This is a genomic window from Calothrix sp. CBUCES-K 9914 (assembly GCF_059640475.1).
This window is the reverse complement of record NZ_JBXXZH010000245.1, coordinates 1-13,460: the sequence shown is the minus strand read 5'-3', so window position 1 is coordinate 13,460 and position 13,460 is coordinate 1. Positions and strand designations below refer to the sequence as shown.

12 protein-coding genes are annotated in these 13,460 nt (G+C 38.3%); 4 read left to right on the top strand and 8 right to left on the bottom strand.

From position 1 onward, the window contains the following. Positions 1-363 precede the first annotated feature (363 nt). A complete protein-coding gene (locus AC2JBO_RS35690) occupies positions 364-1,791 on the bottom strand; it encodes an ArnT family glycosyltransferase (protein WP_496958377.1) in 1,428 nt (475 codons plus the stop codon). Between the two features lie 622 nt (positions 1,792-2,413). On the opposite strand from AC2JBO_RS35690, the gene AC2JBO_RS35685 reads away from it, so the two are divergent. Beyond that, on the top strand, positions 2,414-3,211 hold the full coding sequence (locus AC2JBO_RS35685; RefSeq protein WP_496958376.1) for a COP23 domain-containing protein: 798 nt from the start codon (positions 2,414-2,416) through the stop codon (positions 3,209-3,211). A gap of 96 nt (positions 3,212-3,307) precedes the next feature. Here the strand turns inward: AC2JBO_RS35685 and AC2JBO_RS35680 are convergent, their stop codons facing one another. Further along, the gene (locus AC2JBO_RS35680; protein ID WP_496958375.1) at positions 3,308-3,670 is read right to left on the bottom strand and encodes an efflux RND transporter permease subunit; all 363 of its coding nucleotides are present in this window, start codon (positions 3,668-3,670) and stop codon (positions 3,308-3,310) included. A gap of 493 nt (positions 3,671-4,163) precedes the next feature. Between AC2JBO_RS35680 and AC2JBO_RS35675 the strand changes: the two genes are divergently transcribed. Next, a complete protein-coding gene (locus tag AC2JBO_RS35675; protein WP_496958374.1) occupies positions 4,164-5,111 on the top strand; it encodes a phosphate ABC transporter substrate-binding protein in 948 nt (315 codons plus the stop codon). Between the two features lie 89 nt (positions 5,112-5,200). Here AC2JBO_RS35675 and fusA read toward each other — a convergent pair whose 3' ends face one another. Next, complete coding sequence (fusA, locus tag AC2JBO_RS35670; protein ID WP_496958373.1) at positions 5,201-7,207, bottom strand: elongation factor G; 2,007 nt, start codon at positions 7,205-7,207, stop codon at positions 5,201-5,203. Positions 7,208-7,837: 630 nt separating this feature from the next. Between fusA and AC2JBO_RS35665 the strand changes: the two genes are divergently transcribed. Together AC2JBO_RS35665 and AC2JBO_RS35660 are read left to right on the top strand one after the other, a co-directional pair. Continuing rightward, positions 7,838-8,470: a vWA domain-containing protein gene (locus tag AC2JBO_RS35665; RefSeq protein ID WP_496958372.1), complete on the top strand. Its 633-nt coding sequence runs from the start codon at positions 7,838-7,840 to the stop codon at positions 8,468-8,470. A 259-nt stretch (positions 8,471-8,729) separates the two neighbouring features. Further along, positions 8,730-9,254 carry a retropepsin-like aspartic protease family protein gene (locus tag AC2JBO_RS35660; RefSeq protein WP_496958371.1) on the top strand — a complete coding sequence of 175 codons (525 nt, stop codon included), beginning with the start codon at positions 8,730-8,732 and terminating at the stop codon, positions 9,252-9,254. A gap of 26 nt (positions 9,255-9,280) precedes the next feature. On the opposite strand, the gene AC2JBO_RS35655 is transcribed toward AC2JBO_RS35660, so the two are convergent. From AC2JBO_RS35655 to AC2JBO_RS35635, 5 genes are all read right to left on the bottom strand, one after another. Beyond that, positions 9,281-9,931 carry a response regulator gene (locus tag AC2JBO_RS35655; RefSeq protein WP_496958370.1) on the bottom strand — a complete coding sequence of 217 codons (651 nt, stop codon included), beginning with the start codon at positions 9,929-9,931 and terminating at the stop codon, positions 9,281-9,283. Next, a complete protein-coding gene (locus AC2JBO_RS35650; RefSeq protein WP_496958369.1) occupies positions 9,909-10,319 on the bottom strand; it encodes a histidine kinase dimerization/phosphoacceptor domain-containing protein in 411 nt (136 codons plus the stop codon). The genes AC2JBO_RS35655 and AC2JBO_RS35650 overlap by 23 nt, the downstream gene beginning before the upstream one ends. 184 nt (positions 10,320-10,503) lie before the next feature. Further along, positions 10,504-11,358, bottom strand: a complete 855-nt coding sequence (locus AC2JBO_RS35645) for a sensor histidine kinase (protein WP_496958368.1) — start codon at positions 11,356-11,358, stop codon at positions 10,504-10,506. Between the two features lie 231 nt (positions 11,359-11,589). After that, entirely contained in the window at positions 11,590-12,399 is an 810-nt protein-coding gene (locus AC2JBO_RS35640) for an AAA family ATPase (protein WP_496958367.1), read from the bottom strand. A 131-nt stretch (positions 12,400-12,530) separates the two neighbouring features. Next, positions 12,531-13,178 carry a DNA-binding protein gene (locus AC2JBO_RS35635; RefSeq protein ID WP_496958366.1) on the bottom strand — a complete coding sequence of 216 codons (648 nt, stop codon included), beginning with the start codon at positions 13,176-13,178 and terminating at the stop codon, positions 12,531-12,533. Positions 13,179-13,460 lie beyond the last annotated feature (282 nt).

Genomic DNA, 13,460 nt, shown 5'->3' with positions numbered 1-13,460 from the left:
TTTATAAACGCGAACTATGTTTAGTACTTTTTTACCTCTATTTCCCTTAACCGAGCAGTATTGATTCCCGTCTAATCCAATTCAACTGCCTAATTCTTATTGCAAAAAGTACAAAAAATCCGCCCTACGACCCACGGTAAATTTGGCGCCGATACCGAAACGTTGTATTTCATTAGATTCCTATGTTGGTAGGGAATTTGATTATCAAGTACTAGTTCACAGCATGTTGTTAATAGCTAATTAAACTCTCTGTGTACAGATGCTCTGGTTCCGGAGCGTCTGTACACAGAGAAGAAAATTTTAAATATTATTTAACTTTAGGTACTACCAAGCACATACCTGAAATTAAAAGTGAGTGATTACTCACATAAGTTTTGCTGAAGATTTACTTTGTATATCTTTTAACAAATAATGAGTTCCGGCACCGTTTTCAAATGTTTTTGTATAATATTGACTTATTTTGCTATCAACGTAGTCGCGAACCATTTTAGATTTGCAAAATAAAGCTTGCTCAGGACGGTAATTTTCAAAGACAGAAAGAAATTCGTCGCGCGTTATCTTGTTTGAATTGATTCTGATGTACGATAAAACAGCTACTTCTGGTGGAACACGTAAACCTGAGTAAAATGCATAAATAGGACAGTCTGTGAACATCCACTGAGTATTTTGTTTATGCTTTAACACAACATTGAGTAATTCTACTTTCTCTTGACTCTCTTGTACATATTTGTAGTTTTCCAACGTAATTATACCTAGTTTAACTGGAATCAAAATCAACGAAAATATCAAGAAGTAAGCTGATAATTTAGGTAATGAAAATTTGCTCAGATGATTTGGCTTTGTTTGTAAAATACTGGTAGGGCTTTTTTTGAGAAAGTTAAACGCTAATTTGACCCCATAAGTAGCTAGCCAAGTAAGTGGTATTGAAAGTAACAGATAATGATGATACCAAACAGGTTGATGGGTAAGGATGAGTAAAAAAGCAGTTAACAGCCAAATTAGTGGCAAAGATTTATTCCATTCTCGTTTTTTTAAAATAATGATAGTTGCTGCAATTGCTAGGAGTATATAATCAAAATCTTGAAGCAGAAATAACAACGTTAATTTTACACTATCTTCTACGTCAAAAGCTGTTTTGACATTTTCTTCAAAATGAGAGTTAAATAGCTGTTCAAAACTTAAGGAATTACAAATAAAGCTAATCAACAGAAAAACACATCCGCAAGAAGCTAACCAATAAACACTATCAACTAATATATCTTTTTTTGATTGTTTGGAATCAAGTTTATTTTTAATTAAGTCAGATAATATTAGTGGAATTAAAAATACAGTAAATAACTTTATTTGTAAAGACAGTGCAAAAAAAACACCTGATACTATAATTAGAATCTTTGACAGCTTCTGTTTATACAGCATTAACGTATAAATAGATAACATTGCCATCGCTAAAGCTGGCTGTCCAATCATTGCAGAAACACTTACTCTTAGAAAATTGCAAGATATTGTTAAAAATAAGGCGCCACAAATTGCTGCAATATTACCTACATAAATACGTATAATTTGACAAAAAGACCAAACAAGTATTGTTGAAAAACCTAAAACTAAAAGCCTTGCTGAAAGTATCGACTCGCCAAACCAACGGAACCAGTAGGAGAAAATAATGGTTGAAAGCGGTGGTTGGTCATTCCATATTTGTGTGTATAAAGCAAATCCCTGTAAATGAAGTGAGGCTTTTATTAATTCAATTCCTTCATCACTTGAATCAAATTCAAAAACTTTTGATATTGGCATGAAGCAAATTGCAAAAATGAAAAAGGAGCTAGGTATTATTAAATTGAATAATAAAAAGCTTTTTAAGTCTAACTGGATTTTCTTCATATAAATATTTTTCTAATTTGCATAGTATGGCATACTATACGAATAGAATACTGTTTATTATACAATTATACATAATTACGTTGTGACGAAGTTTAAGCTTATGTAATTGCCTTACATAGACAAAGCAAATTGTTTATGGAACCTATTCCACTTCAACAACTTCTGGTTCTGTAATGATTACTTGTTTGAGGTTTTATTGCAAAATATCTAAAACAACCTGGGGGTCAGTTCTTTGCTGCATTACCTCCGTAATTAGTATAAATTAGATTTTTATTTCACTAACATTATTAAACACGACACAGTAAGTTCACCTATATCGCATGGTAGAAAGTATAAATTAAATAAGTTAGGTTTTGAACATGAGATAGACGTTTTAAGGAGTTCTAGGTTCCCGACTCGCTGCGGAGCGGTATCTATCCCTAGCTTTGGTTAAAACTATTTTCATCAAAAGTTAACACTTTTCAGAATCAAAATCAAAAATAATGCGTCAGCTTATTTATTAACTCCCAGTAATATTCCCTTTATAAGGTGACTTATGTTTAAGCATCCTATTAAATTGTTGGTGTTTGGAGCTTTTGGTTTATCTCTGTTCGCAGGCAGTTTACCAGCCAATGCTCAGTATAGCTCTGGAAGCAACCGTGATGTCGTAGTACCAACTACATCTGATGGTGTTGGTGGTTCGACTGATTCATCAGTTTACTCTGGTGATAGATATCCATCCGGAGGTTCTACTGTAAATTCCAGCACGCGGTTTGTTTGTCAGCAGGTAAACGGTCAAAATACTGTAATGTATCAACCGCAAAGCCAACCTGGACAATATTTTGCTTGGGCAACTCCCCGCACTTTAGGTGGTGGTTGGGATACCGCGCGTCGTTGTGAAACTATAGCCCAACGTTTGGAATCTTACCGTAGTGATGGTTTACTCGAACTCCAAACCAGTGTAATGAATGGAGAAAACGTAGTATGTGTTACTACTGAAGCAAACTCTGCTTGCCGTATTGTTTTTACAGTACCACGTGAAAAAGACCCCTATATTGTCCGTAACAGCGTGTTTGAAAACTTAGCATCTGCCGATGACGGACGGCAAACAACCGCTGTCAATACATACCGCGATAGAAACGGTTATCAAATTAGTCAGATTTATCGTACTGTCGTAGGTGGAAATAGCAACACTAACACTCGCTCTGCAAAATCTCCTATTGCTTTAAAACCATTTCTTGATAGAGCAGATGGTGGTACTGGACAAGGTTTGAGAAACGGTGTCAGAATTGGGCGCCAACAAAATAGACAGCAACCAGGCGCGCGTCTTGATCCTAATAGATTTAAAAGATAATAAAACGTGTAGGGTGCGTGACGCTACGAAAATATTTCAACAAACATAATAAGACTTGTAGCGTCACGCACCGACTTCTGGTTATAACTAATCATATCAGGCTACATTATGAAAAGGAAGTTTAGGTATTTGATTGTAAACCTCCGCATTTTCAGCAAGAGCTTGACGTAGATCATATTGTGTCCTTAATGCACCTTCAAAAACAGCTTCGGTTATTGATTTTGATTGACCGTCGGCATCTTCTTCTTGGAACTGGTTGATATAACTAATCAAAATTACACCGTTTTGGACTGCCACCCCTGTAAGCGCAATAAATCCAACTCCTGCTGAAACGCTGAAGTAAGTGTGGGTGATATATAAACCAATAATTCCAACAATTACAATTACAACAGCAACTAATAAAGTGATATAACGGTTTTGGAAGGCAAGCGATATAACCTTGTTAATGATAGTGTTCACGTGATTATTGCTGTTGTTGCTATAAATAGGCTCGGAAACGAACTATACCTACTGGTATCTGTACATTTTCGTGAACAGGTTTTACAGACACTTTATATACCCAAGAATTATGAACCGGCGCCCTTCAATAAGGTATGATTAATTCAAGATTTTTTTATTAAAAACTTTGGGTTTCTCTATGGTTTGATATTTGGTGTTATTGATAACTCTGTATATTACTTTTTTAGATTTTGCAATGTGTGGCGCCTGTGGTTGTTTTCTACGTTGCTTTAAATTGATTTATTTCAATATATTTTAATATAATATATACGCTAATAAAGTTTTATATAGTTATGTGTACTTTTTTAAGAATGCATAAACAATGTGGGTGGGCGCCTATATTGCCAAGAAATTAACTTGGATTCAAACGTAGGGCGCGTCACGCTAGAATTGATATACTTAAATATTCTAAAAAACCACTTTTTAATTTATTATCAACGTATTCTTAATCTATATGGCTTCATCAAGTAATAAAGAAACCTTGACGTTACTACTATCACTACTCATTACAGGTGGACTTGCCCTAGGTGGTTTGTGGTATTTCCGGGGTAGTTTGCTTTCGAGTCAAAGTATAAACGGTAATTCAACTAAAGTAGCTGAGGGTTCAAGTACATCAAGTTTAGATGCAAGTCTACCAAACCCAAACGTCTTAACGATTGATGGTAGTGTAACAATGGTGGCTGCGATTAAGCAACTACAAATAGGCTTCTCGCTATTAAACCCATCCTTACCGACTACATACGGTGTACCCGATGGTAAACCAAATGGTACAAATACAGGAATTCAAAATCTGATCAATGGTAAAGTTTTGATGGCGGCTTCATCGCGGCGCCTAAATTCCAATGAAATTCGAGCTGGTCTGGTTGGAATTCCAATTGCTAAAGATGCTTTGGCTGTAACGGTAGGTATCAATAATCCCTACAAAGGGGGATTGACGATAGAGCAGTTGAAGGGGATATTTCAGGGTAAAATTACCAATTGGTCACAAGTAGGCGGACTAAATGCGCCAATTAAAGTAATTAATCGCTCTCCCGATAGTGGTACTTATACCTTTTTTCAAGATGTGGTTCTTTTAGAGCAACCTTTTGCATCTGGAGCAAATTTTACAACTAGCAAACAAGATGAAACTACACCTCTATTACGTGCTTTAGGCAACGATGGCATCACCTATAGTGCTGTTTCTCAAATTGAAAACCAGCAAACTGTCCGTATCGTTCCAATTGACGGAATCTCTCCTACTGATAGAACTGCAATACAAAATGGTAAATATCCAATTAGTCGCGTTGTCTTTTTGGTGGCGCCGCGAAAAACAAGTCCTGTTGTAAAACAGTTTATCGACTACGCTCTATCTTCTCAAGGACAACAAGTTATCAAGAGGACAGGTTTCATTCCTTTGCAATAAGAGTACCGTTTTTTTATCTTGTAGGATAGGCGTCCCGCCTGTCCGTCTAAATGTAGGACAGGCGAGACGCCTATCCTACGGTATACGCTTCAATTTTTACTTCTGTAACAAGTAAACTCCATTGTAAAAGTTGCCATACCAGAAGTAATTGACCTGAGCGTAGTTGAGTAGCCAAACATTTGTGCTAATGGAACTTCAGCTTGAATGACTGAATACCCCTGCATTGTTTGTGACCCTAAAAGCAAACCTTTTCGTGATGAGAAATCACCTTGTACTCTTCCTACATATTCATGGGGTGTTTCTACCTCAACGTGCATGATAGGTTCGAGTAACTGAGGATTTGCTTGACTAAACGCTGTTTCAAACGCTTGTTTTGCTGCCATACGGAATGCAAAGTCATTCGAGTCTACTGGGTGATATGAACCACCATCAAGCACAACTTTTACTCCAACTACTGGATAACCATCCAACTTTCCAGCTTGCATGGCTTCGATGAAACCTTTTTCACAAGCTGTAATATATGAGTTGGGAATGGCGCCTCCAACTACACGATTTGCAAATTCAAACGCTTCATCGCACGGTTCAATGTATCCCTTTACGTGAGCAAACTGACCAGGTCCACCAGTTTGTTTTTTGAATTGATAATCGAAGCTGGCTTTTTTCTTGATGGTTTCGCGATAAGCTACAGCAGGCTTACCAACAAGCACTTGAGCATTATACTCACGCAATAGACGCTCAATGTAAATCTCTAAGTGCAGTTCACCCATTCCCGATATTAAAGTTTCACCAGTTTCTGCATTCACACTGACGCGGAAAGTTGGGTCTTCTTTTTGGAAACGGTTGAGCGCTTTAGATAATTTATCGCTGTCTTCTTGTTTTTGAGGTACAACTGCAAGTGAAATTACAGGTTCTGGGACGAACATTGCTTCTAAAGAGATAGGCGCCTCTCCGGTATAGAAAGTGTCACCGCTGGCACAGTCCACTCCTAAAAGTGCAACAATATCTCCAGCAACTGCTATTTTCACTTCCTCACGTTTGTTTGCGTGCATTCTCAGTAATCTACCAATTTGTACACGCTGTTTAGTACGAGAGTTGTATACTGTGTCACCTGGTTTTAAGGCGCCTGAGTAAATACGTGTGTAAGTCAACTGCCCAAATGATTCGACGGTTAGCTTAAACGCCAAGGCAACTAATGACGCATCTATCTCAGGATATACATTTACTGAATCAGAAGTTTTTACTACCTCGCGTTCAATAGGAGACGGAAGGTAGCGCACGACTGCATCAAGCAGGTTTTGCACACCTTTATTCTTAAATGCAGAACCAATTAACACAGGTACTAATTCAAGATTCTTTGTAGCATTCGCAATAGTCTCCCAAATCAATTCGTTTTCAACATCTTCACCAGCTAGAAGTTTCTCTGTCATTGGTTCAGAGAATAGCGACAACGCATCAAGCATTTTCTCGCGTGCGATGGAAGCTTCGTGTTTGAGTGAGTCAGGAATTTCTGTTTTGACCCAGTTTTCACCCGCTTCACCTTCATAGTAATTTGCAGTCATTTCTACAAGGTCAATAACTCCTTGAAATTCCTCTTCATTACCAATTGGATATTGAACAAGCAACGGATTTAGTTGTAATCTATCGCGTATAGCTTGGACAACTTTAAACGGGTTGGCGCCAGTTCTATCCATCTTGTTAATAAACGCAATCCTTGGTACACGGTAGCGTTTCATTTGCCTATCCACGGTTATTGACTGTGACTGAACCCCCGCAACCGCACATAACACCATCACCGCACCATCTAAAACACGCAGTGAACGCTCAACTTCGATGGTAAAGTCAACGTGTCCAGGTGTGTCTATCAGATTAATTTGGGTATCATGCCACATACAAGTCGTTGCAGCAGATGTAATTGTAATACCGTGCGCTTTTTCTTCCGGCATGAAATCCATAGTGGCGCCTTTTCCACCGCCACGTACTTCTTCCATAGCGTGAATTCTTCCTGTGTAATACAGAATCCGCTCGCTAATTGTTGTTTTACCAGAGTCGATATGTGCGGAAATACCAATGTTACGAATACGGCTTCGGGGAATCATAACAATTTGACCTTTTTATTTTCGTGCCTTGTTGATGGATGTGTTGATACTATCTTGTGGAACAGGCATCCTTGCCTGTCTTAAATTTAGGGCAGTTTGCATGTTTCAAGTTTAGGGCTGCTTGCATGTTTCAAGTTTAGGGCGGGCAAGGATGCCCACCCCACAAGAGAATACAAGGTGCTTTTTTCGAGGTTCCTAAATTGGTAGACTGGATAGGCGCCATGTTTTACGGAAGTTTATCCGTCATATGGCGACATCAAGAAAGCACTCTTCGTGCTTACTACGAGCTAACCTATACGCTATGAAATTTGGGTGATAGCTTTGGGAAGAGGGGGTTAGTTGTGTTGGGGGATGCTATTCTTGCTTGTGGACGGGCACTCTGTCTCACAATCATCCGGCACCTAAAATACCCTCTATTTAATTTTAATGCCCACGTACTAAACTCATGACTGTTGGACTCCTCGTTGAGCTACGTTTTTGCCTTGGCGCTCGTCAGTTATTCAGATTATATGCTACATTCCGTATTATGGCAAGGGGTATTTTGACGAGGCGCCAGTAAGCCTAACTAAAAACTGAATAATTAGGTTTGCTATTGCTGTAGCTCTTTTAACAGCTATTAGATTTGCTTTTATGGATGTGTTTTTATTACAAAACCGAGACTATACAATTATTATCGCCAAGACTTCTGCCTTGATGGTTAAAGAACCACCTGGATATGAACATCGTTGGCATTCAGCTTACGAGTCAATAATTAACCTTGTCCGTGCGTGTCAAAAGTTCGATAGTGATGGTGTGACGTTGTACGTTTCGTGCCGAGACAGCAATAAATATAGCTTTCAGCAGTACAAATATGTTATGCCTGAAAAGCTTCGAGAAATTGTTGAAGCGCATTATCCCCCTTATGAGTTAGATTTCCTAGGGGTTTTGGAAAAAACTTTCGATGACTACTTCGCGCGTAAAGCTGCCCAGAAAGCCAAACAAAACGGCGAAATTATCATAGTTCTAATAGATGGTGAACCACGTGATAGGTTAGAAATAGCCAAGGTAATTGTAGAAGCTACACAAAAGTTAGATAATTCAAGGGAATTAGGTATTGGCTTTGTACAAGTTGGTCAAGACTTACTCGCGCGGGGTTTTCTCAAAGCTTTGGATGAAGACTTAATGCACGCAGGCGCCAAGTTTGATATTGTTGACACTAAGAAGATGGAGGAACTGGAGTCAAACTCGCTGCTACAGTTTTTGTTCGATACGCTTGATGATTGATAAACCCAAACTTACCATCATTAATTATGTCCGGTAGCATAACCGTAATAAAATTATCGTAAAGACGCACGTCTGAATCGCTTCTCCGTTATATGTAAACTTCGTTTATGTAAACGGGACATTTGGGACAGATATCCTACGGGATAAGCGTCCTTGTGCCCCGCCCAATATTGGGACGCTCCGCAAAACGCGCGTTTTCTCTCTGGAATGTGGGTATCCTAAGCCTATAAGATATCTAGGGTTAGGAGAACCATATAATATGAACGCGATACGTAAGCTTTGGGTTGCAATTATTCCCGCGATTATATTGACAACATTACCTTCAGGGGCAAAAGCAGATTCAGGTATCTGTTATATGGTGACATCATCAGGTCAAACCGTTAGCTTAGGAAAATTGTGTGGAGCAACACAGAATGATGGAGTTTTCCGAGTACCTATCAAGCGTCGTAGCGGTAAAACTCCAGTTATTGATGTCACGTTTAATGGTAATCAGGTATTTGAGATGATTCTTGATACTGGCGCAAGTGGGACTTTGATCACACAGCAAATGGCTTCAAAGATGAATCTCAAGCCAAGTGGAACGATTAATGCCAGTATTGCTGATGGTAGCGAAGTGCAATTTAAAACAAGTGTAGTTACCTCTATCACTGTTGGTGGCGCCACAGTTAATAACGTCGAAGTTGCGATAGCACCAAAAGCTGATATCGGATTACTAGGTCATGACTTCTTTGAAAATTACGACGTGAAAATTCTCTCCAAACAAGTCGAGTTTCACCGTCGTTAGGGAATTCCTGCTCCTGCACCTACAAATTAGGCAGGCGCCATTTTACCCAAAATACCGTTAGCATAAATAGCTAGCTGCGCGCGATTTTTAAGATTGAGTCGGTTAAAAATACTATTAATATGAGTTTTAACGGTATTTTCTGTGATAAATAACTTAGCTGCAATTTCTTGATTTGTGGCGCCAATTGCTACTAAGCGTGCAACATCCAATTCTCTTGGTGTAAGTTCTGATAATACTGAAGGAGTTGGTTCAGAATTAACTTGTGCTTTGGGATTAATTACTCTTTCTAAAAGACCTGGTGCCAATTGAGTATACCCCGAATTAATGCAGTGAATTGCATTTACAAGTTCTTCCATAGGCATATCTTTGAGCAAATAACCCTTGGCACCTGCTTTGATGGCATCACTAACATCACGGTCTTCATCGTAAGTACTTAAAACCAAAATTTTAATATTTGGAAATTTTTCGGAAATTATCTTCGTCGCAGTGCTGCCATTCATAATAGGCATTCGCACATCCATTAATACAACATCAGGTTGAAGTGTTTCAACGGCGGTAATTGCTTCTTCTCCATTTTCCACCATTCCCACAATTTCTAAGTCAGGTTCTAAGCTTAACATTGCTTTCAGACCTTGGCGGACTAAACTTTGGTCATCAACTAGTAATAGGCGAATCATAATTATATTTCCGATTTTCAAGATTTACTTTATCAACTTGACTCAATGACTTAACAACATTGCGAACTTCATACATTAAACTACCACTTAACTGGTAAGCTTCCGAGAGTGACTGTTGCGCGACCTGGGGGTTAAGCTGCCAGAGTTTTTGCGCTACCTGTAATTGAATATGTAAAGCAGCTAGCGACTGTCCCATCCCGTTATACATATTCAGTAAGTCTTGATTTTGAGCTAATATATCGGCGTAACTTCCAGCATTGAATACATAGCTTTGTAAATACTCTTGAGCAATGATTAATTCGCAGTGCTTTTGATGATGCGCGCGTGTAGCCTTCACCAAATGCAATAATGTTAATAATAGAATCGTTAGCAACAGAACAGGCAGCATATCTTTAACTAAGTGATAACGGCAATTTGGTGAAGATATTATTTATTTCACCTCCTTTTATTAGTACATGAATTTGAGTTACTTGTGAAGCTGCTTTTTAATATTTCCAACTAAAGTTGGAAAGTTTAAGTTAAAGCTTTAATACATACATACTTGAGTAGCCCTAAAGTTGGATAAACTGTATTTAATTACTCAAATCAAGTGGTTGCCACTCTCCTATCTCAACTGCTGGGCGCCGTGCTTCTTCTTGTAATATATGATTTTCGGTTTCTGTTTCTATTTCTAGAATTTGATTATTTGTAGTGTATGTATTATTATGGTAGGTTTGAACAAACTCAGAAGATGGCTGAGATATATGCATGGGAATTCCAACGCTAATACAACAACCTTCCCCAGGTTTCGACTCAATATTAAAACTGCCTTGTAAAACAGCAACTCGTTCTTGCATTCCTTGCAGACCGTAACCACCACAGACTTTTTCTTTCTCAAACCCACGACCGTTATCTTGGACTATCAAATACACTCCTGTTGCAGTAGTACAAATGTGGATTTGCACTGCTGTCGCTTTTGCGTATTTACGTATATTGTTTAGCGCTTCTTGGCTGATTCGATAAATCGGCGCCACAAGGTGCGAGGGTAGTTGTATTGATAAATCTATATTAACCTGCGGTAGAATTCCTGTGGTACTTTCAAAATCCTGGACTAATGATTCAATCCGTTCTTCTAGCGATTGAGTTTCAAGCGCATCGCTACGTAATGCTTTTACCGAATCACGAACTTCTTGAGTAGCAATTTTTACAAGGTTGTGTGCTTCGGTAAGAAACTCTTGAGCTTGATTTGGGTCGGGTTTGCACAGCTTTATTGCGGTTTGTAGCTGAAAATTGAGTGCGGTGAGTGCATGTCCCACTGAGTCATGCAAATCACGCGCGATGCGGTTACGTTCTTGCGCTGCTGAGACATTGGCAAACTGTAATACGCATTGCCACAGTGAGTCATGCATTTGAGCAAGTTGTTCGGGTGTATATAGCTCTTCAACCACAGTTATTAGTCTCCGTATCCTTCTAATGTCTTATTATTTCTGGAGGAGGATAAGTTATGCAAAATTGGCAACGGATGCAACGGATGTAACAGATGTAACGGATGTAACGGATGTAACGGATGATTGTAATGGTCTATGTGATTAAATCTGGGGGTTGGATAAATCCTAAAAATTATATCCGCGTAGAGACCGAATTAATACGGTCTCTACAACACGCGAATTTTACAATAGTTACTTCCTACTACCTCTAGGAAATAAAGAACTTAAGTGACGTAACGAGAATAAAAATGTAATAGCAACACCTCCAAGTATACGAAGTCTAATATCACCCGTAGCCAAACCAATAAAACGGACGGCGCCGATTAATCCAGCAATGAACATTAAAAAAGGTGTAATATCTCGATAGTTTCTACCGTCTTGGATGTTCTTGCTTTCTACTCCTTGATGAAGTTCTTTTACCATACGCTGTGCAAGTATCGGATTACCCCCCGCGCGTCCAGCAATTTCAACGATTTCGTTAGTTGTAAGTGGGTGATTTAATTGCTTCGCTTGATGTGAAATAATATCCCTAATCTCATCATCCTTAAGGGGGGATAGAACTAATCTAGGGATTTTGTAAGCAACACCCTCCAAGTCGCGATGATTACCAAGAAGCAAAATAACGGCGCCACTCTCATGTAAATCTTCTACCCAACCTTTTAAAGAAGCAGGCCATTTGTGGAAATGATCACATATAAGGATAGTTTCACCTAAACTTTCAGCAATATCTTCTTTAAGTTGTTTTGCTGTAAGTGGTTTTCCTTCGACACCTTCATTATCAATTTGATTCAAAGAAATATTCAAGCTGGACGCTATTTGCTGCAAACACTTAGTGTTATCCCCTCTGTAATAGCCATAACAACATTTTTTTCCAAGAGCTTTTATTACTTGCCGCGCGAGATGAGTTTTTCCAATACCAACTTCACCAGTAATATAAATAGACTGTTTCTGAACCAACATTCTAATCACTTGGCTAGTTATATCTGCTCGGAAGTCATTCATCTTAGACGGTGCCTGTTGTGAGTGTTGCTTTAGAGACGTTTCTACTTCACCAGTAATATCAGTTTTAAAGGAGTTATTATTCTTATCCCCTAATTTTTTTGCTACTGGTGAGTTGGGCGCACTTGAATCATCTATTCTTTTGTAAGACTCCTCGACAACACCATCTTTGTAAAAAAAGATACTTCGTATTTGGCTGATATTTCGTTTAATTTATTGCTTGTGGCGTTTCTAACTTTAGCAATTTCTTTCTTGAAATCTTCGCGAAGCTTGGATGGATCTTCTAGAAAGTTTTGGGTACAAACTTCTTGCCCGACAATAATACTCATCGCACGCTGTTCTGCGATGTTGGAAGCTGTATCAAGGTCTTCGCTGAATACTGTATTGAAAAAGCTCGTTACAGTTTGTACTCTTTCTTCTAAATTTTGAATGTTATTCTCATCTTTATTTTGTACTATTTCATTACTGACTTGTACTACTAATGCACTTGAAGTATTGGTAGTATTTGCAGTTTCATTATCTACGGTGCCTTTTTTGCTGTCACGCCACTCATTCATATACTTTGATAAATCGCGGTCACTCCCTCCAGTCAATTGTCGTATCTTACCGCGCGTGGGTTTTATACCCTGGCTTTCAAGCTGTTCAATAGCTGTAAAAACTCTTTCTCTTAAAGTCGGTTTCTTCATTGTCTCCTGAGCAATAACTTCCTCGGCACCAGTATTTTCTGTTAAATCTTCCGATATATTGAGTTCTTCAGCGTTGGTACGAATTGTGTGACTCATAATCTTTTTTCCCAAATAATATATATTAAAATATTACAAATAATAAAGGTATTTACGCCATCCGTATCTATACGGTTATTTGCTCTACAAGTCTGATTAGATATATTTTTCTATCCCTTCAAAAGTGGCATTTCATATAGATTTTTCGGAATTATTCAAAAAATCTTAAAAACCATTAAGTTAATTATTATTACTTTCTTAACTGTGGTTTGCCAGCTTTCAATTTTTACTATGAGTGTCATAGATAGTTATTTATTGTGTTTAGTCATGCTTTTTTGAGCG